This is a genomic window from Mucilaginibacter sp. P1_D10, assembly GCF_056406215.1.
This window is the reverse complement of sequence record NZ_JBFUAP010000008.1, coordinates 118,457-140,202: the sequence shown is the minus strand read 5'-3', so window position 1 is coordinate 140,202 and position 21,746 is coordinate 118,457. Positions and strand designations below refer to the sequence as shown.

Below are 21,746 nucleotides of genomic sequence, written 5' to 3'. Positions count from 1 at the left end.
TTGCTTAAATTCACCTCATCATGAGCCACAACAATCGCCGCATTTTCCTCAAGCAAGCCACAGCACTGGCCGGTGCCTTCGGTGCCGCCAGTATGTTCAACCACGCCCATGCCGAAAGTTTCGAAAGAGCATCGGCAAGGGTGTCACATTTAACGCCTGAACAGGTGGCTGCGGATGAGGATTACTGGGCAACCATACAACAAGCCTACACGGTAAACCCCAGCATCATCAACCTGAATAATGGCGGTGTATCACCTGCCCCCACAGTGGTGCAACGCGCACTGGATAGGTACAACGCGCTTTGCAACGAGGGCCCATCATACTTCATGTGGCGCATATTGGATGCGGGCCGCGAGCCACTGCGCGAGAAACTGGCCGCGCTTGCCGGTTGCCTGCCTGATGAAATTGCCATCAATCGCAACGCTACCGAGGCGCTCAATACCATCATCTACGGCATCACCCTCAACCGTGGCGACGAGATAATCGGTTCGATATTCGATTACCCCAATATGATGCATGCTTACGAGCAGCGTGCCCTGCGCGAGGGCATCGTTTACAATCGGCTCAGCTTTAATTTCCCTATCGAAAACGACGAGCAAATCGTAAAAGCCTATGCCGATGCCATCACCCCGAAAACCAAACTGATACATGTAACCCATATGGTAAACTGGGTGGGCCAGCTGATGCCGGTACGCAAAATATGCGATATGGCGCATGCCAAAGGGATAGAAGTGGTGGTAGATGGAGCGCATTCTTTCGGCCTTATCGATTTTAAGATACCCGATTTACATTGCGATTACTTCGGCACAAGCCTGCACAAGTTCCTTTCGGCACCCATCGGCAGCGGCATGATGTGGATACGTAAAGACCATATCGAGAAAACCTGGCCCCTCACATGCGCCGATAAACCGCAGAGCGCGGATATACGCAAATTCGAGCAGCTGGGTACGCGTAGCTTCGCCATTGAGCAGGCCATCGGCGAAGCCATCAACTTCCACCAGGCCATTGGCCCCAAGCGTAAGGAAGACCGCATCCGTTACCTCAAGAACTACTGGGCCGAAAAGGCTCAGCTCATCCCAAAAGTCAAAATCCATACCTCCTTAAAGGCGCAATATTCCTGCGCCATCTGCGGCGTAAGCATAGATGGCATGACACCCGCCGAACTCGACAGCGCTCTATGGAACACCTATAAAATACATGTGGTAGGCATTGTTTGGCAAAATCTCAGCTGCGTGCGCGTAACCCCGCACGTGTACACCACCATTGCCGATTTGGATAAATTCGTAAAGGCGTTGACGGAGATTGCCGCGAAAGCGAAAGGATAAGTTGCGTTGCCCGATGCTAAAATAGGATGGCCATGTAGCGATGGGTTTGAACCCTCGAGTATTTGAAACACAATACAAACGTCATCCTGTCTACAGGACTCCTATGGAGTAGGCAGCTTGCATGGCGACTTAGCATTTGGCTGCTTTTATGATGGGGTACCGAAATAAATTCGGCATGACGGCATGATATAATTTCCCTTTTAATATATAGCGATGGTTTCAAACCCATCACTATAATAGAAAACAAAAAGCACAAGGAGCAATTCTCTCGGTGTTTTTTGCATTTAAGCCATACCCCCCACCCCGCTTGTAAAATTCCGCTTACAAGGCCCACAATCTGCTTGAATTTTACAAAATTAGCGGTTAAACTTTTTACTGATCTTATGACTGTATCTCTCCACCTCCGCCGGGCGCTGTTGGTTGCGCTGGCCGTATCGGCATTATCCGCGCAAGCGCAAAAAAAGCAGCTTACTACCGGGCAAATGCTCAAGAACGAGCCCAATAAAACTATCACAGCGCTGCCAAACATCACCGGCTGGGCCGACGATAGCCATTACATAAAAGGCGCAGGCCGTGGTCGTGGTGGCAATGGTGGTGGCAGCGTATCCGTCGATGTTCTTACCGGTACCGAAACGCCTTATACCCCGCCGGTCACCAACATGACAGTGAGCGTACACGATAAAGATATTTACCTGAAACAGGTAGACGGCACCGAAAGCCGCCTCACTAAAACCAGCGACGAAGAGCAAAACCCCACCCTATCGCCCGATAACAGCAAGGTAGCTTATACCTTTGCGGGTAACCTGTACATCCTGGATGTCGCCAGCGGCAAATCGGAAAGGATTACGAACGATGGTACCGATGTTATCTACAACGGTTATGCATCATGGGTGTATTACGAGGAGATATTGGGCCGCTCATCACGCTACAAAGCGTTCTGGTGGTCGCCCGATAGCAAGACTTTGGCCTGGATGCACTTCGACGATACGCAGGTACCCATGTTCCCGCTATACAATTCAGAAGGGCAGCATGGCTTTACAGAACTGACCCGCTACCCAGAGCCGGGCGACCCGAACCCTAAAGTAAAACTGGCCTTTTATAATGTGCCGAATAATAAAATAACTTGGGCCGATTTCAACGAGAACGACGATACGTACCTGGGCACGCCTATCTGGTCGCCCGATGGTACCGAACTTTGGATGCAGTGGATGAACCGCGACCAGAACGACCTGAAATTATACGCCGTTACCCCGGCAACCGGCGCCAAAAAAGAAATTTACGACGAGAAGCAGAAAACCTGGATCAGCTGGTTTAAGGATGTCAACTTTTTGAAGAACAACCAGGGCTTCATTGTGATGAGCGATAAGAGCGGCTGGATGCATATTTACTGGTACGGTATGGATGGTAAACTAAAATCGCAAATAACCACCGGCGACTACACGGTTACCGGCATCCAGTACATTGATGAAAAAAACAAGCAGGTTTATTTTACAGCCCGTAAGGAGAACAGCGCGCGGGTAGATCTGTATAAAACCGGCTTCAACGGCAAGGGTTTCACCCGCCTAACGGCAGGGGAGTTTAACCACTCGGTTTCCATGTCGCCGCAGGGGAGTTATTTTACCGATACCTACTCTAACGTGGCAACCCCGGCAAAAACGGCCGTGTTCGATGCTAAAGGCAAATTGATCAAAGAAATCGGCGATAGTAAAGGCCCCGAATATGGCGATTACGAACTGGCCACCACCAGGCTTATCCGCGTGAAAACGGCCGATGGCTTCGATTTGCCGATGACTATTATGCTGCCCCTTAATTACGACCCTAATAAAAAGTACCCGGTGATGATCAGCATCTACGGTGGTCCGAACGCCGGAACCGTCATGGATACCTGGCGTTTTAGCGGCATGGCGCAATGGTGGGCCAAAGAGGGTATGATACAGGTGGCTATGGACCACCGCGCATCGGGCCATTTTGGCAAAGTTGGCCAGAATTATATGTATAAAGACCTGGGCAAATGGGAAATGGCCGACTATATAGAGATGGTGAAATACCTGCGCACCCTTAGCTATGTGGATCCAACCAAAATGTGCATCACAGGCGGCAGCTACGGCGGTTATATTACCGCTTATGCATTAACCTACGGTGCAGATTACTTTACCCACGGCATTGCCAACTTCGGCGTAATGGATTGGAGCCTTTACGACAGCCATTACACCGAGCGTTACATGGGCACGCCCAAAAACAATCCCGAAGGCTACAAACACAGCTCGGTTTTAACCTATACCGATAAACTAAAAGGCGTTTTACGCATCGTGCATGGCACTATGGACGATAACGTGCACGCCCAAAACAGCATACAGCTAATAAGCAAACTGCAGGATGAGGGCAAGCATTTCGAGTTTATGCTGTACCCGGGCCAGCGCCACGGCTTCCGCGATCCGCAGAAGGCTGCCCATCAAACTATGGAGACGAACAGGTTTATCTATCAATATTTATTGATGAAGCCGGTGCCTGCGGAGTTGGCGAATAAGTAGACGACTACGCTATTCATGAAAGGGCGGACGGCGTTTAGCTGTCCGCCCTTTTGCATTAATTATCTGGTGCTAAGCCAGTACTACTTCCGCCCACGTCCTCCCATGCCGCAAGATTATTCGCCGCGAGTGTTTAATGTTTCAAACGCTGCTGCAGAATTAGAGAAGAAGCCCTTGTAAAAATCGGCGGTGCCGCCAACGTGTATCTCAAAAATATCGTTCTCCAGGCCTTCAAGCAGTTCGGCCGCCACTTGCGATGCCGGTATGCCGTTTTCGCCACCTATTTCTTTGGAGAAATCGGTGTTTACCAGCGGAGGCATCAACTCGAATACTTTTACGGTGCTCCCGGCCTTCTGCAACGCATACCTTAACGATTGGGTATAGGCATGCAAAGCCGCCTTGCTGGCCGAATAGGTTGGGATAACGTAATGCGGCGCAAGGCCCAAAATGGAGCTGACGTTTACAATGGCCGCCTCTGGCTGTGCCGATAAGGTAGGCAGCAGTTTATCGGTAAGACGCAATATGGCGGTGTAGTTGGTCAGTATTTCGGCACTGGCTTTTTCGTAGCTGTCGGCCTCTGTAGCCAGGTTATAGTAAAAGGCTTGCCCTGCGTTGTTTACGACCACATCCAGGGTAGGGTGATTGGCAGCAAGGTAGGCAACCAGCCTGGCAGTATCTTCGGCATTGGTGATATCGAAGGCGAAAGTGTCTACGCCATTCAGTTTTTCGGCGGCTTCTTTAAGCCTTGCGTCGCTGCGGCCGGTGATGATTACTTTATTCCCCTTTTCGCTTAATTGCTTGGCGATTTCTAAGCCGATACCCGAGCCTCCGCCGGTTACCAGTACTGTTTTATTGATCAGTTTCATGATGTTATTTTGTTTATGGTTATGTATAGATGTTTGTTTATTTAATGGTCGGATATGATTACCCCGGGCACAGGCTTTTTGGCATTCAACACAAAAAGCAGCAACGGCAGCGCCAGCACGAACAGAGCGCCGATGAGCAGGTAGCTATCCAGGTAGCTCATCAGGGTTGATTGCTTTACAACCGTGAGATCCAGCAGTTTCATGGCCCTCAGTTTGGCTTCCTGCAGGCCCATGCCATGGCTTTGGAAGTTGGCCACGTATCGGTTAAGCCGCTCTGTAACGATGCTGTTGGTGGCGGTAATGTGGGTTATGAGGTCTACCCTGTGCGATGCGATGCGCTGGAACGAATAGGTATTGATGATAGAGATACCGAACGAGCCACCTAGCTGGCGCATCATGTTGTTGAGCGCGGCCCCCTGCGGCACGTCTTTCGCTGCGAGCGAGGAAACTGCCAGTGCCGTTAGCGGCACCGTCAAAAATGCTAACCCCAATGCACGGAAAACAAGCGTAAAGGTTATTTCTGATGCAGGCGATTCCAGCGTTATTTGGGCCATACGCCAGTTGAAATAAATGAAGCAGAAAAAGCCTACGGCTATAATAGCCACCGCAGGCACGCCCTTTTGCAAAAGCGTTCCGGATATCATCAGCCCGATAATGGCCAGTATAGCCCCAGGCAACAGCAGCAAGCCCGTTTGGGAGGGCGTAAAGCCCAAAAGGCGCTGTGCAACTACCGGCGTTAAAAACACCGAGGTAAACATGCCTATACCGGTAACGAAGGTGAGGATGGCAGCAATGCTCAGCGTTTTGCTTTTGAGCACGCGCAGGTTTACCACCGGATGCGGGGTTTTCAGCTCCCAAAGTACGAACGCAGTTAAAGCGACTATGGCTATCACCGTAAACCATATAATGTAATTGGTCTCGAACCAATCTTCGGTTTCGCCACGCTCCAGTACGGTTTGCAGGGTGCTTACGCCAATGGCCAGCAGCGCGATGCCCGTCCAGTCGATGCTTTTAACGACGACCTTAATAGGTGCCTCGGTAAGCAGGAAGTAGCAAGATACCGCGGCAGCGATGCCTATGGGAATGTTGATATAGAATATCCATGGCCAGGAGATTTGCTCGGTAATAAAACCACCAAGGGTTGGCCCGATGGTTGGCCCCAGAAACACGCCCACGCCGAATAATGCGCTAGCCACACCTTGTTTTTCTTTAGGGAACAGTTCGAATACTACCGCCTGCGATACCGAGAGCAGTGCGCCGCCGCCCAATCCTTGCAAAAAGCGGAACAGCACCAGTACCCACAAGCTGCTTGCCTGGCCGCACATGAGCGAACAGAAGGTAAACAGGATAATGGAGCCGATATAATAGTTGCGACGGCCCAGCTTGGCGGTGAGGAAGCTGGTCATGGGGATGATGATGACGTTGGCTATGGCATAGGAGGTGATAACCCAGGAGGTGTCCTCGAGTGTTGAACCCAGGTTGCCGCTCATGTACGATAGGGCTACGTTCACTATCGAGGTATCTATCAGTTCCATTATCGCGGCAAGGATAACGGTGAAGATGAGTAGTTTTCTTTTTAAGGGAGACATGTTATTATACCAATCGGTATTTTTTATTTGGTGTGAAATCCTATTTTAAACGGGCACTCATGCTTTGTTTTGAGGACGCAATATTACATTATAAAAAATACCGATTGGTATATTTTATGTCAAATTTTTTAGACGCGCATCATTTTTATCAGCAGTTCGGCAGTCTTCATTATCTGGTTTAAATTGGCCTGGCTATCAGTCACTTTGGCAATCATGATGCCGCCCTCTATCAGCGCGATGAGCGAAAGGGCGATTCGCGAGTCGTCTACATCGTACTTGAATTCTTTAGCGGCGATGCCTTCTTTGATCAATTCCTGTATCCGCTCTTTCCAATCGAGTACGGCTTTGGCGGCGCGTTCTTTTAACAGCGGATTGGTGTCGTCGGCCTCTATCGCGGTATTTAAAATAGGGCAGCCGCCTTTTGGGAAGTAATTGGTGCGCGTAAAATGGTCGTAAACCTTTACGTAAACCATCAATTTCTCATAATAAGTGCTTGCCTGCGCCATTTGCTGCTTTATTACTGCCCTTACCCTGGCGTGGTTATGGTCGAAAACGGCGAGCGCCACATCCTCCTTATTTTCGAAGTTTCCGTAGATGCTGCCCTTGGTTAGGCGGGTGGCGTCGGTAATGTCAGACATGGAGGTACCCGCATATCCCTTTGTATTAAATACATCGGCCGTAGTTTCGATAATGAACTGCCGGGTTTTTTCTGCTTTGGATAATTTGCTTTCCATATTGCAAATATACCAATTGGTATGGTAATAAATGTGTAAATTTTAGGTGTGCAGATTTCAGATGTGCCTAATCCATAGAAGCTACTTGTGGTTTTTATTCCAGCCTATCTTTAGCTTACCTTCTTCTTCGTGTGCGCGTATGTGCAACACGATGCCTTTGAAGCGTTTCTTTTTCAACTCTTCTTTATCGGTTATCTGCGCGTCGTTTTTGGGGTTGCGTAAAGGCACGTCCAGCGCAATATCGGTACCGTTGGTTAAGCCGTAAACGCCGGCCACATCCATATTGAGCACGCTCGAGCTGATCTCCATAGGGTTGATGATAATCTTGTCGCCCATCAAATCAAAATCGCCATCCAGGCTCGATAGCATGATATTATCCACATCGCGGAAAGGGAAAGCAAACTTGCCAATACTTCTGATCGGCTTGAAATTCAACAGCGCACCATCCTTCAAATTAAGCAGCACCTTGCCTCTTATCGAATGCTTTACGATGTCGCCTGTATTGGTGATAGAGCCTACGGTACTTGTCCTTGCCGAAAGGTAGCCCTTCAGATTTTCACTGGTTAAATCCGTCAACCCGAAGTTATCGAACGCATAGAAAAACTTGCTTACGTTTACATTGCTTATGGTGCTGGCCACGATAAAATCGTTCACTTTTCCCTTCTGCACCAGGTTGCCATTCAGCCTAAGCGAACCATCAGACGTTTTCAGGCTAGCCTGGTTTATACGGATGCCGTCTTCTGATAACAACAAATCGGCGGCTACATTGGTTGCCAAAAATTTGTGATAATGCAATTCGTTTATGCGCATGTGCATATCGGCCCTTGCGCTGTTCAGTACGGTAGCCAGCTGTTCTACTACGTTGCCGCTGTTGCGGCGTTTAACCGGCGCCGCCGATGGTTTTGTGCTGTTTAGGAAGCCAATGAACTCCGCCAGATAAATTTGCGGACTGGTCACCTGCCAGTCAATCAATATTTTTTCGGGGGCACTGTAGTACAGGTTCAGGAAGTTCTTTACCTGCCCCTCCATCCGTACGATGCTTTTTCCGCTTTGCAAGCGGATGTTATTCAGCAGCAGATCGTTTCCTATAAAATTCATAGATATAGAGGAGTTGCTGAGGTTAAGGTTCCGCGGGATGTAGCTGATGCTAACATCTTTTAGGTTGATAGTGCCCTGTACTATGGGCTTATTTAGTTTCAGGTTAACGACATCGGCTTTGTAGCGTAGGTTCATGTCGGCCGAGCCCTTGGTAAATTTGGCCACTTTGCTGCCCAGCAAATAGTTGAAGTTGGTGACGGGGAAATTCGCTTTAAAGTTTCCGGTTGCTATGGGTACCTCCAGGTTGGCAACGCTGCCCGTATCAATGGTAAAAGGCAAATGGCTATAACTACCCTTAAATTTTGCCAGCCGGATGATGGAGTTGGCATCAGTGAAACCTTTGCCTTTGATATTTTCATTGGTGAAAACGGCATTGAAATTACAATCATCTATCACGGCACCAGGAATGGTAAGGCGATTATTACCAACTATGGCAGAAACATAAAAGTAAGGGTCGCCACCGCCAAAGCTACCGGATATATCAGCCTTAACGGCTATCGGCTTATCTAAATTAAACCTGTTAAGTGTTTTGGCAATATTGGGTGCCAGCAAACTAGCAGCGCGCCGCCAAAGCAGGTTGTCGTTTGTGAGGTGAAAGGCAAAGCTATCATCGCCTTTGCCCGTAACAAACAGGGCGTTCAGGCCAAATACATCGCCGCCTATATCGAAATTATTTGATTTTACAGAAATCTTCCCGGTTTTCTCGTTAAAGCCGGCCTCCAAATCAGTTTGTATCTGCTTGTTTTTGATGAAGCTGCCGCGTTTGGTATTGAAGGCAAGGCTTTTTGCCAACACGTTCAAATGCACGGCGGCGTGCCAGCCGGTATCGGGGTAATTCATTTTGCCGTTGAGCTGGTCCACCGTAAAGTTGAATAGTTTGTTTGCCTTTTGGTTGTTGATGGTGAAGTTTACGTTGGCCAGGCTGAACTTTTTTAACTGGGTTGAAGAATTGCCTTCGTTAGCCTCTGTTTTGATGCTGTCTTTTTTGTTCTTTTTGAAAACCGCCGTATTGCTGTAGCCGGTGCTATCTGTGTACAGATCTATAGATGCATTATTGATGGCGATATTATTGATGCTGATAGCACCCCTGAATAAGGCCGCAGCATTTACCGATACTTTGAAGTCTTTCGACTCCAATAAAGTATGATGGTGCCTGGCAAACTGCCTGTCGCGGATTACCACATCCTTCAATGCCAGCGATACATCCGGGAAGTTGCTGAAGAACGACGGCTTGATATCGCCTACGGTAAGGGTGCCATCCAAATTCTCGTTGAGTTTTTTGATGACCTGCGCCAGCACCTTCTCTTTGTTGTTGGCCACGTAAATGGTTATCCCCACTGCTGTCAGGATGAATAGCAGTATTAAAGTTCCCAGTATCTTCAATAAAATTTTTAACCACTTAGGCATTGCACAATATTTAAGTAACAAAGGTTATCGGCCTCTTTTGTTTTGATTTAGACGATGGTAACCAACATATTACGTATATATAGCATAACTAACCGGAATGTCACTCCATAAAACAAAAAAGGCCGCCTTTGGGGCAGCCTCGGTACAATAAAAGCAGCGCTACTTTTTAACCGACGTTATCCACCAGGTGTTACCGAATGGGTCGGTAACGCCGCAGGTACGGCCATAGTCCTGGTCGCTTAGTTCCATTACGGTAGATGCGCCATTAGCAATGGCGAGGGCGTAGGTTACGTCGGCATCGTCTACATAAATGAACAGGTTGGCGTTAGCTACGGCCCATTGATCGCTGGCTTCGCAGAACATAATGGTACAGCCGCTGATCATAATCTCGGCGTGCATAATGGTGTCAGCATCGTCGCGCATGCGCTGCATACCCGCATCGGCATTAAAAACAGTTTTGGTAAAATCAATAAATGCTGCGGCGTTTTTCAGCATCAGGTAAGGCATAATGGCCTGGTGTACTTTTGGGATTTCCATTGTTGTTGGTCGATTAATTAAATAATACATCAAAAGTAGTCCGGTCGGCATGGCCAAAATTGGAAAAATGCGACATCATTCCGCTTCCTTCCAATCGGTGCCCTCGTTATTGCCCGCGAAATATGTTTTTGGATGATATCCCGAAAACTCCTTAAAATCATGAATAAAGTGCGATTGGTCGTAGTAGCCGCAATCGTAAGCAATCTCCGTAAGCGAACGGTTTTTATCCTTATACTTTTCAATCGCTGCCTGGAAACGAATAATGCGGGAGTATAATTTGGGACTGAAGCCCGCAAACTCCTTAAAGCTGCGCTCGAACTGCCGGGTGGAGAGGAAATGCTTTTGTGCCAACGCATCAACCGTAACCGTGCCTTTGCTTTTGATGATATAGCTAATAGCACTGAAAACTGCTGTTGGCTGTTGATACCGGTGCTGTAATTGTGCTTCAAAAAAGGTGGTTACGATAGCGGCGCGTTCATGATTAGTAGCCGCCAGCATCACCTGTTCCTCTATATCTGTCCCCGCCTGTCCGAGCAGGCTTGAAAGCGATACCTGCTGATTGGCAATGGCAGATGCGGGCACGCCAAACAAGGCCGCAATCGCATAGGGGTAAAGGTACACACCAAAAATGCCAAAGGCTTCCTGGGTATGAAACCTGCTGAAACTTTGGGAAGGCCCGCCAACGCCTGATGTAAAGGAGGGGTTGCTTGTGCCGTTGGCGGCGATATCGGTAAAGCGGCCTTTACAATGGAAAATCATTTCACAGCAGCCATCTGCCATAGACCGGTGAATGTAAGGCTGTGCTGCCGTAACCCTATCATGCTCCAGCACCCAGAAAAAGCACACATAAGGCGATAGGTGTGGAGCACAGGGAATGGTGTAATAAATCATGAATGCAGATGCTTATATGCTGGGTTTATCAAATATAAGCATCTGCATACAAGCCTTATGCGTTTATTTCTGCATTTCTTCAAAAAGCTCATCCAGCCGCCAGTGCGAATCTTTAACCCCGCGTTCCATGCCGTGCTGTATCATGCCGTCCCTATCGGCAACGGATGAGAAAATGGATTGCACTACAACTTTGGTGCGGCCGCCGGGTAGCTCTTCCAGCCGGGCTATTTCCAGTGAAACATGGCCACGCTCGGGCATGCCCTCAAATTCGAAGGTTTGGATGATGCGTTCAGGGGCTGTTACCTCGTGCATTACGCCATGGAAACCGAAGGCATTGCCCTGCGCATCTGAGTGTAAATAGCGGTAATGGCCGCCGCTGCGGGCATCCCATTTATCAATCTTCATGGTCAGTTCGCGCGGGCCGAGCCAGCGGGGCACCAGTTCAGGGTCGGTAAATACTTTAAAAACCAGTTCGCGCGGGGCATCAAACTCGCGGGTGATGAATAGTTCCTGTTTGCCGGGTTCGGCTTTAATGGTTGTTTCGTTCTTGCTTGCCATAGGTGTATTATTTAGATTTTTTCGGTGTCTTTAAATTTTCGTTCAACCTGAATTCTACGATGCGGGTAATCAAGTCGAGCGGCATCGGTTTACCCAGCGGGAATTGTACCGAGCCCTTAGCACTCTTGTAGCCTGCAATGTCCTCCGCAAAAATTTCTATAGCCAATGAGCCGGGGTAAAGCCCAATGTGATGCTCGTAAGCGGCAAAATGTGCCAACAGCCCCTTGTATTTATAGGTGGGCATAGCATAGCTAATGCTTTCCTCGGCCTGGGGCATTACCTTTAATATGGCATCCTTTACCAGGCTCATGGCACCCTGCGTTTCCCGTGGGAACCAGGAGAAATACTCCGCGACGTCTTTTGGAGTCCGCATAATGGGTTATTTGTTGTAATAAGCAGCCTCCAATTCGGCCACGTTTATCTTTACCATTTTCATCATAGCCTGCATGGCGCGTTGCGCACCTGCAGCATCGGCACCGCCAAGGTATTTGCCTAATGCATCAGGAATGATCTGCCACGATACGCCGTATTTATCGGTAATCCAGCCGCAGCGCGATGGCTTGCCTTCTTCGGCAATTTTATCCCAAAGTTCGTCAACCTCCGCCTGGTCTTTGCACTTCACAAAGAAGGAAATTGCGGGGCTGTCAATCTTGTAATGCGAGCCGCCATCCAATATCATAAATTCTACGCCCTCCAGCTCAAAAGTGGCGGTGAAAACCTTGCCTTTATGCTCCGGGGTATCGCCTGGGTAATGGCGCTTATCTGTTATTTTCGAATTTTTAAAAACAGATGTGTAAAAGTCGAGGGCTTCTTCTACCCGGCCATCGAACCATAAAAACGGACTGATCTTTTGCATAATATTTTAGTTTTAAGTTTATCCAAAATTACTGCCGCATATCCGTGCGGGCAGGGTGTTAATGCGACCATTTAACGGGCCGGAAGCGGCTCAATTTCTGAACTCGAATTGAACGAATTTGAGGAATGGGCAGAATGTCGCCTATATTAATTCTGTGAATTCGGCAAATTCTTTAAAATTCGAGTTCAGATATTAAGCGTTTACTTTTTTAAGTCCTCCCTTCCGGGGAGGATTTAGGTGGGGCTTTTTTCAACTCTTCCAGTATCTCGTCCATCCTGTCGAACTTATCGGCCCAAAGCTTGCGGTATTGCTCTATCCATTGCGCTACTTCGTTTAACTGGCTAAGTTTGGCTTCGCAGTAACGTTCGCGGCCCTGCTTCTTCATTTCTATCAGCCCGCATTCCATCAGTATTTTGATGTGTTGCGAGATGGCGGGCCTGCTCACCTCAAAGTTCTCGGCTATCGCATTTAAGTTTAACGGTTTATAAGCTATCAAATTAATAATGTCCCTACGTGTTGGGTCGGCAATGGCCTGGAAAACATCTCTTCTCATCAAATCCTTTCAATTATGTAAGCGTTCGCTTACAAATATAATACGTAAGTAATTGCTTACGCAAATTTATTTGAAAATAGTTTCTGAACTCGAATTTTTCGCGGGTGTTTGTTTTGAGGCGCTCAAGAGGGCGTCGTCGTTTTTATGGTATTAAAGAATTAGCAGAATGCTACGAGCTTATGCCGATTTCTCCAGCCTGCTAAAATAATTCTGCCAATTCCGCAAATTCTTTGAAATTCGAGTTCAGACAACCCTTCCTTGCAACCAAACCTTTTTTATTACTAATTTTATGGACTATGAAAAACATACCAACCTTGTATAGCTGGGTGGGTGGCAACGATGCCTTAGAAAAACTTACCGAAGTTTTTTATGATAAGGTGCTACGCGATGATTTGCTACAGCCCGTGTTCAAAAACATGTCGGCTGTGCATAGCAAGCACGTAGCGCATTTTATCGCCGAAGTTTTTGGCGGCCCACAATTATACACGCAAGACGATGACGGCAGTCATGCAAAAATGGTGGCGCACCACGTAGGCAAACTGCTTACCGAAGAACAGCGCCAGCGATGGATAGCCCTGCTGCTGCAAAGCGTAGATGAGCTTGGCCTGGCCGACGACCCGGAGTTCCGGTCGGCACTGGTGGCTTACCTGGAGTGGGGCAGCCGCATAGCCGTAATCAATTCCAAATTAACCGATAACCCTTTGCAGCACGATGCGCCAATGCCCAAATGGGGCTGGGGCGTGCCAGGCGGCCCTTATATACCCGAAGAATAATGAACGCAATATCCTTAGACGATTTAAAAGCTATCCCCGTGCTGGCCGAGGTGCCCGATGAACAGCTGCAGTGGTTTTTAGATAACGGCGAAATAGTAGAGATGGAAGAAGGCCAGCGCATATTTGAAGTGGGCGAACCCGTAAACATGACCTCCGTTATACTGGAGGGCCGCATACGTATATGTGTAATGCAGAACGGGAAGTTTCGCGAGGTAGCCGTGATCCGCGAGCAGGGAATTACCGGTTACCTGCCATTTTCGCGAGCCAAGAAAACGCCGGGCTTTGGCGAGTGCACCAAAAAAGGACGTATTTTTAGGGTGCCGGCCGAAAAGATAAAAGAAGCCACCCAACTCCATTACGAACTGACCGAAGCGCTGGTACACACCATGACCAGCCGCATCCGCGATTTTACTTCGCTGCAGCAACAAAACGAAAAAATGTTTGCCCTGGGCAAGCTATCGGCAGGATTGGCGCATGAGTTGAACAACCCGGCAGCGGCCATCAGCAGGGGGGCATCATCGCTCAACGCGCAAATACAGAACCTGCCGGCCATGTTTAAAGCCATAGTAAGCCTGAATATGACACCTGAAAAGGTGGATACCATTAACGAGCTGCTGGTTACACGCGCCAACCAAACCGACCGACCGGTACTAAGCATGATGGATAAAGCCGACCGCGAAGACGACCTGAGCGACTGGCTGATGGACCACGAAATAAAAAAGCTCGAATTTGCCGAAAACCTGGTCGACTTTGATTTTAAGCCGGAAGACCTGGACCACATGAATGCCTGCACGCCGGTTTCGGAGGAGTTAGAAATTGTACTGGCCTGGGTAAATAATTACCTGCTGGCCACCAAAATGATTGCTGATATCAAAGAATCATCGCAACGGATATCGCAATTGGTTACCTCGGTAAAAACGTTTACGCACATGGATAGGGATAGCGACAAGCAGCTGCTGGATATACACGCCGGCATACGCAACACCCTCACCATGCTCGATTATAAGCTTAAAAAAGGAAATATTAAATTAGCCGAGGATTTTGACCTTAGCCTGCCACAGGTAAAAGCCATGGCCGGCGAGCTGAACCAGGTATGGACCAACGTTATTGACAACGCCATAGATGCCATGGAGGTAAACGGCGGCGGCCTGTTGGAAATAAAAACAAAAAAAGACCGGCAGTTTGTCGAAATAACCATAAAAGACAACGGACCCGGCATACCCGAAGAACTGCAATCGCAGATATTCGACCCGTTTTTTACCACAAAGGACATGGGCAAAGGTACGGGGTTGGGCCTGGATGTGGTTACCCGCATCATACGCCAGCATAACGGCACGGTGAAAGTAAAATCGGTACCGGGGAGTACCGAGTTCATCATCTGCTTCCCAATAAACGACGATTAATTTATTTAGAAAGACATGGATCAACCTATCATATTTGCTATAGACGACGACCCGCAAGTATTGCGGGCCATTACGCGCGACTTGAAGAACCACTACCGGCAGGACTACCGCATCCTGAGCACCACTTCGGTAAAAGAGGCACTAGACAGCCTGCTGGAGCTGAAGAACAAAGGCGAGGTGGTGGCGATGTTCGTGTCGGACCAGCGCATGCCCGAAATGGAAGGCGTGGATTTTTTATGCAAGGCTTTAACTTTTTTCCCGCAGGCCAAGCGTGTATTGCTTACCGCTTATGCCGATACGGAAGCAGCCATCAAAGCCATCAACGATGTAAAGCTGGATTACTACCTCACCAAACCCTGGGATCCGCCCGAAGAAAAGCTATACCCCATCATAACCGACATGCTGGAGGATTGGCAGGGCAACTACCGCCCCGATTTTAAGGGGATAAAGGTGATCGGGTATCAGTTTTCTCCGAAATCCCACGATATCAAGGAGTTTTTATCGGGAAATTTAGTGCCTTACCTTTGGCTGGATGCCAATTCCGAAGAGGCAAAAAAACTTTCGGCCATCAACAAGCTTGACGCCAAACACCTCCCGGCCATCATATTTGCGGATGGCACACTGTTGAAAACCCCCGCCATAAGGGATGTGGCGGCGAAGATTGGCTTGAGCCAGTCGGCCAAGAACGAGTTGTATGATGTAGTGATTATTGGTGCCGGCCCCGCAGGGCTGGCCGCTTCGGTGTACGGTTCATCAGAGGGATTGAAGACCTTGCTGATAGAGCGTAAAGCGCCAGGCGGCCAGGCAGGTACCAGTTCCCGCATCGAAAACTACCTGGGCTTTCCGGCCGGGTTAAGTGGTGCCGACCTTACGCGGCGCGCCATTACGCAATCCACCCGTTTCGGTACAGATTTCCTTTCGCCGCAATCGGTGAAGGAAATCAGGCTGAAAGACAATTACAAAACCGTGGTGATGGATGATAACAGCGAGGTGGTAACCAAATCGGTTGTGATAACTACCGGGGTGGATTACAGGCAGTTAACCACGCCTGGCATAGAGAAGTTCACGGGCGCGGGCATCTACTACGGCGCCGCCATGACGGAGGCTGCAAGCTGCAAGGATGCCAATGTGTACATCGTAGGCGGGGGGAACTCGGCAGGGCAGGGCGCCATGTATCTTTCCAAATTTGCCAGGCACGTTTATATCATGATACGCAAGGAGAGTTTAGCGGCTACCATGTCCTCATATCTTATCGACCAGATTGCCGGCGTGGGCAATATTACCCTGCTTCCCTGCTGTGAAATTGTTGAAGCCAAAGGCGAGAGCCGTCTGCAGCAATTGGTGATCAAAAACCTGGATAACGGCGAAACCCGCACCGAGGATGCCGATGCGCTCTATATTTTCATCGGAGCCAAACCCTTTACCGATTGGCTGGGCAAAGCCGTCATCAAAAACGACAAGGGCTTCGTAGAAACCGGCCGCGACCTGAACAGTTGCCAGGACTTCGAGAAGATGTGGAAATCTAAACGAGATCCATACCTACTTGAAACCAGCATCCCAGGCATTTTTGCCGCCGGCGACGTACGTGCCGGTGCCATGAACCGAGTAGCTTCGGCCGTGGGCGAGGGCTCTATGGCTATCAGTTTCGTGCATAAATATTTGGCGGAGATATAGGCGCGTTTTCGGCAAAATCGCCAAAATTACCGTCGAAAATCTCCGTGTTTTTGTAACAATACATCAAAAAAAGGGCATATTTTATGCCCTTTTTGGTCGAAAAAAAATGTGTTTACGCGACAACAAGGCAGCCCGGTAAAATAAATACAGGGCTGTTTTGTTATCGGTCGAAATCAAAATAGTTCACCATTTTCGTTCCCGAATTTCTATCGATGTTTTTTACAGTCCATCCCTTACTTTTATCTATGGTTTCCTTAACGCTGCAGGTAAAAGTTAGTTCGAGGGTGTAATCGCCGATAAAATCACCTCCGTTAAACCAAAAAGTAATATTTTTCGACGTTAGCGGTAAGTTGGGGAATTCACCGCGGCTTTCCTGCAGGTATTGGTATTCCTTCAACGTTAAGTTGGTTGATACCATGCCGCCGCGATTTTTTGCCCTGGTGGTTTTGTTGCAGATAGATTGCTCGGTAGCCCCAACTTTTAAATTGTGCCCTACAGTGAATATTGCGCCATGGAACACCAAAAGAGGTAGCAAGCCCCAATAGGCGTATTTGAAAATTTCGTTATCCCATTTAAACAAACGGGTGACAATGAAATATAAGGCCACGCCGCCGACAAACAGGGCAAGCGCCAAAAATTGAGAACTAACATCCCCTAAAAAATCCCAGTTTAATCTATAATAATTTAAAGCGTCGCAAGTGCGGTGCGTCATGGTTACGGCCACCAACAGCAAAAAACTGATTAAAACAAAAACGCCGACGAATGGCAGGTGCCTGTTTTGCATAATATATATCTGCAAAGTACTTAAATTGCTCTACAAACTATAGATGTAGACCGATGCCTCGAAGCATTTTTTGGAGCTGATTAAATAGTCACTTGATTTATCAAAAACGGACAAACGGGGAAGGGGCGCTCAAATGCCAGGGAGTAAAGGTTATAGAAGAATAACATAGCGTTAATCTATTTGCCAAAACGCCCCCTTGACCGGGGGCATTTTTCTTTTTAACTTACCCTCATCTATTTATGCGTCTGCGATTGCTTGCGCAAAAGCAGGTGTTTGTTTCCACTATGCGGATAAATAAGTTTGGCACTTTTTACAAATACAACTGCTTTTTTTGATAAAAAATGAGAGATAAATATTAAACTTGTATTAATTACCTTAATTTTTTCATAATTTACCAAAAAAATTAGGGCTTTAATGCGTTTTTTGATTATTATTACAATCTTATAGACCGTTCCGGCAATATTTTAGGCAACAAGGGAGAGTTTTTTATGTACCAATCGCAACATTTTGACAAATACAATCTAATAAACGGCGTATGGGACGAAATGTACAACGAAAAAAGCATCGTTCGCGACCATTATAAGAAGGTAATTGATTATTTAGCCAAAGAATCGCCGGATGACCTCAACAAAAAAGAGGAACTGGCCAAAAGGCTTTTCATGACCCAGGGCATTACCTTTACCGTGTACAATAGCGGCGAGGGCATAGAGAAGATTTTCCCTTTCGATATCATCCCGCGCATTATTACCGCCGCCGAGTGGGAGTTTGTAGAGCGGGGCATCAAGCAGCGCCTCACAGCGTTGAACCTGTTCCTGAAGGATATTTACCACAACCAGTTCATTGTTAAAGACGGCATCGTGCCGATAGATATCATCTACTCCTGCCCGCATTTCCTACGCGAGATGTACCAGCTGGACGTGCCTTACGATGTATATGTACACATTGCGGGGATAGATTTGATACGCGATTACGACGGCACCTTCTACGTGCTGGAAGATAATCTGCGCACGCCATCGGGTGTAAGCTATATGCTGGAGAACCGCGAGATAACCAAACGCCTCTTCCCCGATTTATTGCCCAATTGCAATGTGCGCAGCGTTACCGAATACCCGTCAATCCTGTACAAAAACCTGCTTTCGCTTTCGCCAAGGCAAATAAGTAACCCTACCATCGTGCTGCTTAGTCCGGGTATATACAACTCGGCCTATTTTGAGCATACCACCCTTGCCCGCCTGATGGGCGTAGAGCTGGTAGAAGGCCGGGATCTGGTAGTGAACAACCACAAGGTGTACATGAAAACCACTACCGGCCTGCAGCAGATTGATGTAATTTACCGCCGGGTTGATGATGAGTTTTTAGATCCACTGGTGTTTAACCCCGATAGCGTTTTGGGCGTAGCGGGCCTGATGGGTGCTTACCGCAAAGGCAATGTGGCCATTGTAAACGCCATAGGCAACGGCGTGGCCGATGATAAGGCCACCTATATTTACGTGCCTGATATGATTAAGTACTACCTTAACGAGGAACCCATACTGAAGAACGTACCTACCCACCGCCTGAACAACCCGGATGAGCGCGAGCACGTTTTCAAGAACATCAACAAAATGGTGGTGAAGAAAACGAATGGCAGCGGCGGCTACGGCATGTTGATGGGCCACGCATCCAGCGAGGAAGAGATTGAAGAATATAAGCTGGAGATACTGAAGGATCCGCGCAACTTCATCGCGCAGCCAACCATCAGTCTTTCGGCGGCGCCTTGTTATATCGGCGGCGTATTGCAGCCACGCCGTATAGACTTGAGGCCATACGCCCTTTGCGGCCCCGATGGCATAGAGATAGTGCCCGGCGGCTTAACCCGCGTAGCACTTAACGAAGGCTCGCTGGTGGTAAACAGCTCGCAGGGAGGTGGCAGCAAGGATACCTGGGTATTGGCGTAGCCCGCCCCCCCCCTGAAGGGGGAGCAGGAGTTAAAACACGGAGGCAAGAGTTTTAGAATCAAGAGACAAGAAATGTTATTCGAAATAATAGAAAATACTAATCAAAAGTCCCCCCTTAAGGGGGCTAGGGGGCTCATATGTTAAGCAGGGTAGCAGCAAGTTTTTATTGGTTAAGCCGTTACATCGAACGGAGCGACGGTATCCTGAGGATGCTGAAGATAAACTACAATTCCTCGCAGGATTCTACCGAGGGATTCGATTGGGCACCGGTTATACGCATATTTTCGGGGCACGATGAAGAGTTGGAACAACGCCTGGGCAATGATAGCCGCACGGTATTAAGGTACATGGTTACCGATAAAAATAACCCCAACTCCATACTCAACATCATTACGTTTGCCCGCGAAAATGCGCGTAGCGTGCAGGAACATATCCCCAAGGATTTGTGGCAGTGCCTAAACGAGTACTACCATACCGTTAAAGACCCTAACCTTGATATCCGCCTGCAGCGGGAGGACCCGATAACGGTGCTGGATATCGTAATCAAACAGGTAATGCTTTACTACGGTACCGCCGAAATCACCATGGAACGTGGCCAGGGCCGCAGTTTCATGAACATCGGCAAGTACCTGGAGCGGGCCATACAATCTATCGATATCCTGGATATTAAATACAAACCCACAAGTGCCAATCCAACCTTGCTTACGGATATCACTTACTGGAAACACCTGCTGCTATCCATCGGCGGATACGAGTTGTACCTTAAAACCTACCGCGACGGGTTGGAGGCGCAAAACGTGATAGAGCAGATTATCCTCAACAACGATTTCCCGCGCTCGGTTATCTATTCGGTAAACAACATACAGCGATATTTCGAGCGGCTAAAAAACAACAGCAACGTAAACGATTACCGCGAGATATCGTTCCTGATAGGCAAGTTGCAAAGCAGCATCAAATACAGTTCGGTAAAAAGCATCACCAACCAAGGGCTACACCAGTTTCTGACGCTGATAAAAGACGACCTGTACAAAATTGGCAACTCACTCAACGAATATTATTTTGCAAACTCCTGATAAATTGAATTTGAAAAAATACTACCCGAAGAAAAGCTAATTTGAAAATTTGGTGATTTGAAAAGTTGAAGATTAACATACCGCGACAGCATTTTCAAACCTTCGAATTGCCGAATTTTCAAATTAACTGATCTTCAAATCCCCAAATTAACTATTGACCCCCATGCCCGAATTTAAGATACAGCACGTCACCAAATATTCATACGACAGCCAGGTGCGCGATAGCGCCAACAGCATCATACTTTACCCCATAGCCGATATTTACCAGGAGGTTTTAAAACACGAATTGGATATTACCGGCCACCCCCAAATAGATACTTATATAGATTATTATGGCAACGAGGTGGGCAGCTTTACCTATAGCGAGCCGCACAATTTGCTGCTGATAAACTCTATATTGTCGGTAAGCACACACCCCAGGCCATTGCCTGTTGATGATGAGCCATCGGTAGCCCAGTGGAACGAACTGTACAACATCAAATACATCGTGCCGTACATCGATTTTTTGAAGCAGGAATATTTTGAAGGGTTGAGCGAATTAACGCCCATCGTAAACAGTGTGCGGCAATCTAATGATACCCCTTATCAAACCGCACTTAAGTTTACAGAATACGTTTACAAAAACTTCGAATACATAAAAGGCGTAACCACAGTTGAAACCACGCTTGATGAAATTTGGCAACTTAAAGCCGGCGTTTGCCAGGATTTTGCGCACATACTCATGGTAATGCTGCGCCTGGTGGGCATGCCTGCCCGTTATGTAAGCGGCTATATTTGCCCCAACCGCGATGGTATGCGCGGCGAAGGCGCAACCCATGCCTGGGCCGAAGCCTATTTGCCGGGCTATGGCTGGCTGGGCCTTGATCCTACTAACAATTGCATAGCCAACGAAAATCATATCCGCCTGGCCGTGGGGCGCAATTTTAGCGATTGCTCGCCGGTGAAAGGCGTTTACAAAGGTTCGGCTAAGCATATACTGACGGTTTCTGTTTCCGTTGGTTACGAAGATGAAAGCCCGCTGCCCCACCCCGAAGAAGTGTTTACCGCCACCACTTTCCCCGTGGTTGAAAAACCAACCCCGCCGCGCAACAGCTACGAAAGGTATATGGAGATTATCCAACAGCAACAACAGCAGCAGCAATAGTTTTGTGCCCCTGCGG

19 protein-coding genes are annotated in these 21,746 nt (G+C 48.1%); 8 read left to right on the top strand and 11 right to left on the bottom strand.

Annotation, left to right across the window (positions count from 1 at the left end; genetic code table 11):
- The first annotated feature begins 20 nt into the window (after positions 1 to 20).
- Both AC1DYT_RS14695 and AC1DYT_RS14690 read left to right on the top strand, forming a co-directional pair.
- On the top strand, positions 21 to 1,325 hold the full coding sequence (locus AC1DYT_RS14695; RefSeq protein ID WP_477470331.1) for an aminotransferase class V-fold PLP-dependent enzyme: 1,305 nt from the start codon (positions 21 to 23) through the stop codon (positions 1,323 to 1,325).
- A 383-nt stretch (positions 1,326 to 1,708) separates the two neighbouring features.
- Entirely contained in the window at positions 1,709 to 3,856 is a 2,148-nt protein-coding gene (locus AC1DYT_RS14690; RefSeq protein ID WP_477470330.1) for a S9 family peptidase, read from the top strand.
- A 113-nt stretch (positions 3,857 to 3,969) separates the two neighbouring features.
- Here AC1DYT_RS14690 and AC1DYT_RS14685 read toward each other — a convergent pair whose 3' ends face one another.
- The 10 genes from AC1DYT_RS14685 to AC1DYT_RS14640 form a co-directional block, all read right to left on the bottom strand.
- Positions 3,970 to 4,719, bottom strand: coding sequence for an SDR family oxidoreductase (locus AC1DYT_RS14685; protein ID WP_477470329.1), 750 nt, complete (start codon positions 4,717 to 4,719; stop codon positions 3,970 to 3,972).
- Between the two features lie 41 nt (positions 4,720 to 4,760).
- A complete protein-coding gene (locus AC1DYT_RS14680; RefSeq protein ID WP_477470328.1) occupies positions 4,761 to 6,308 on the bottom strand; it encodes a DHA2 family efflux MFS transporter permease subunit in 1,548 nt (515 codons plus the stop codon).
- 128 nt (positions 6,309 to 6,436) lie between these two features.
- The gene (locus AC1DYT_RS14675) at positions 6,437 to 7,042 is read right to left on the bottom strand and encodes a TetR/AcrR family transcriptional regulator (protein WP_477470327.1); all 606 of its coding nucleotides are present in this window, start codon (positions 7,040 to 7,042) and stop codon (positions 6,437 to 6,439) included.
- 81 nt (positions 7,043 to 7,123) lie between these two features.
- Positions 7,124 to 9,547 (bottom strand): AsmA family protein, encoded by a 2,424-nt coding sequence (locus AC1DYT_RS14670; RefSeq protein ID WP_477470326.1) that lies wholly within the window; start codon positions 9,545 to 9,547, stop codon positions 7,124 to 7,126.
- 159 nt (positions 9,548 to 9,706) lie between these two features.
- The gene (locus tag AC1DYT_RS14665; RefSeq protein ID WP_477470325.1) at positions 9,707 to 10,084 is read right to left on the bottom strand and encodes a VOC family protein; all 378 of its coding nucleotides are present in this window, start codon (positions 10,082 to 10,084) and stop codon (positions 9,707 to 9,709) included.
- A gap of 75 nt (positions 10,085 to 10,159) precedes the next feature.
- Positions 10,160 to 10,975: a DUF6597 domain-containing transcriptional factor gene (locus AC1DYT_RS14660; RefSeq protein WP_477470324.1), complete on the bottom strand. Its 816-nt coding sequence runs from the start codon at positions 10,973 to 10,975 to the stop codon at positions 10,160 to 10,162.
- 63 nt (positions 10,976 to 11,038) lie between these two features.
- Entirely contained in the window at positions 11,039 to 11,533 is a 495-nt protein-coding gene (locus tag AC1DYT_RS14655; protein ID WP_477470323.1) for an SRPBCC family protein, read from the bottom strand.
- A 7-nt stretch (positions 11,534 to 11,540) separates the two neighbouring features.
- Positions 11,541 to 11,906 carry an iron chaperone gene (locus AC1DYT_RS14650; RefSeq protein ID WP_477470322.1) on the bottom strand — a complete coding sequence of 122 codons (366 nt, stop codon included), beginning with the start codon at positions 11,904 to 11,906 and terminating at the stop codon, positions 11,541 to 11,543.
- A gap of 6 nt (positions 11,907 to 11,912) precedes the next feature.
- The gene (locus AC1DYT_RS14645) at positions 11,913 to 12,389 is read right to left on the bottom strand and encodes a VOC family protein (protein ID WP_477470321.1); all 477 of its coding nucleotides are present in this window, start codon (positions 12,387 to 12,389) and stop codon (positions 11,913 to 11,915) included.
- A 208-nt stretch (positions 12,390 to 12,597) separates the two neighbouring features.
- A complete protein-coding gene (locus tag AC1DYT_RS14640; RefSeq protein ID WP_477470452.1) occupies positions 12,598 to 12,942 on the bottom strand; it encodes an ArsR/SmtB family transcription factor in 345 nt (114 codons plus the stop codon).
- A gap of 296 nt (positions 12,943 to 13,238) precedes the next feature.
- Here AC1DYT_RS14640 and AC1DYT_RS14635 point away from each other — a divergent pair, with 296 nt between their 5' ends.
- Genes AC1DYT_RS14635 through AC1DYT_RS14625 form a run of 3 tightly spaced genes read left to right on the top strand, consistent with a single transcriptional unit; the run spans position 13,239 to position 16,792 of the window.
- The gene (locus AC1DYT_RS14635; RefSeq protein WP_477470320.1) at positions 13,239 to 13,715 is read left to right on the top strand and encodes a group II truncated hemoglobin; all 477 of its coding nucleotides are present in this window, start codon (positions 13,239 to 13,241) and stop codon (positions 13,713 to 13,715) included.
- Positions 13,715 to 15,118 (top strand): ATP-binding protein, encoded by a 1,404-nt coding sequence (locus tag AC1DYT_RS14630; RefSeq protein WP_477470319.1) that lies wholly within the window; start codon positions 13,715 to 13,717, stop codon positions 15,116 to 15,118. The genes AC1DYT_RS14635 and AC1DYT_RS14630 overlap by 1 nt, the downstream gene beginning before the upstream one ends.
- A gap of 15 nt (positions 15,119 to 15,133) precedes the next feature.
- Entirely contained in the window at positions 15,134 to 16,792 is a 1,659-nt protein-coding gene (locus AC1DYT_RS14625) for an NAD(P)/FAD-dependent oxidoreductase (protein ID WP_477470318.1), read from the top strand.
- A 160-nt stretch (positions 16,793 to 16,952) separates the two neighbouring features.
- On the opposite strand, the gene AC1DYT_RS14620 is transcribed toward AC1DYT_RS14625, so the two are convergent.
- Positions 16,953 to 17,576 (bottom strand): hypothetical protein, encoded by a 624-nt coding sequence (locus tag AC1DYT_RS14620; RefSeq protein ID WP_477470317.1) that lies wholly within the window; start codon positions 17,574 to 17,576, stop codon positions 16,953 to 16,955.
- A gap of 488 nt (positions 17,577 to 18,064) precedes the next feature.
- On the opposite strand from AC1DYT_RS14620, the gene AC1DYT_RS14615 reads away from it, so the two are divergent.
- The 3 genes from AC1DYT_RS14615 (at position 18,065) to AC1DYT_RS14605 (ending at position 21,730) form a co-directional block, all read left to right on the top strand.
- Positions 18,065 to 19,513 (top strand): circularly permuted type 2 ATP-grasp protein, encoded by a 1,449-nt coding sequence (locus AC1DYT_RS14615; RefSeq protein WP_477470316.1) that lies wholly within the window; start codon positions 18,065 to 18,067, stop codon positions 19,511 to 19,513.
- A gap of 137 nt (positions 19,514 to 19,650) precedes the next feature.
- On the top strand, positions 19,651 to 20,586 hold the full coding sequence (locus AC1DYT_RS14610) for an alpha-E domain-containing protein (RefSeq protein WP_477457384.1): 936 nt from the start codon (positions 19,651 to 19,653) through the stop codon (positions 20,584 to 20,586).
- A 163-nt stretch (positions 20,587 to 20,749) separates the two neighbouring features.
- Positions 20,750 to 21,730 (top strand): transglutaminase family protein, encoded by a 981-nt coding sequence (locus AC1DYT_RS14605; protein WP_477470315.1) that lies wholly within the window; start codon positions 20,750 to 20,752, stop codon positions 21,728 to 21,730.
- Positions 21,731 to 21,746 lie beyond the last annotated feature (16 nt).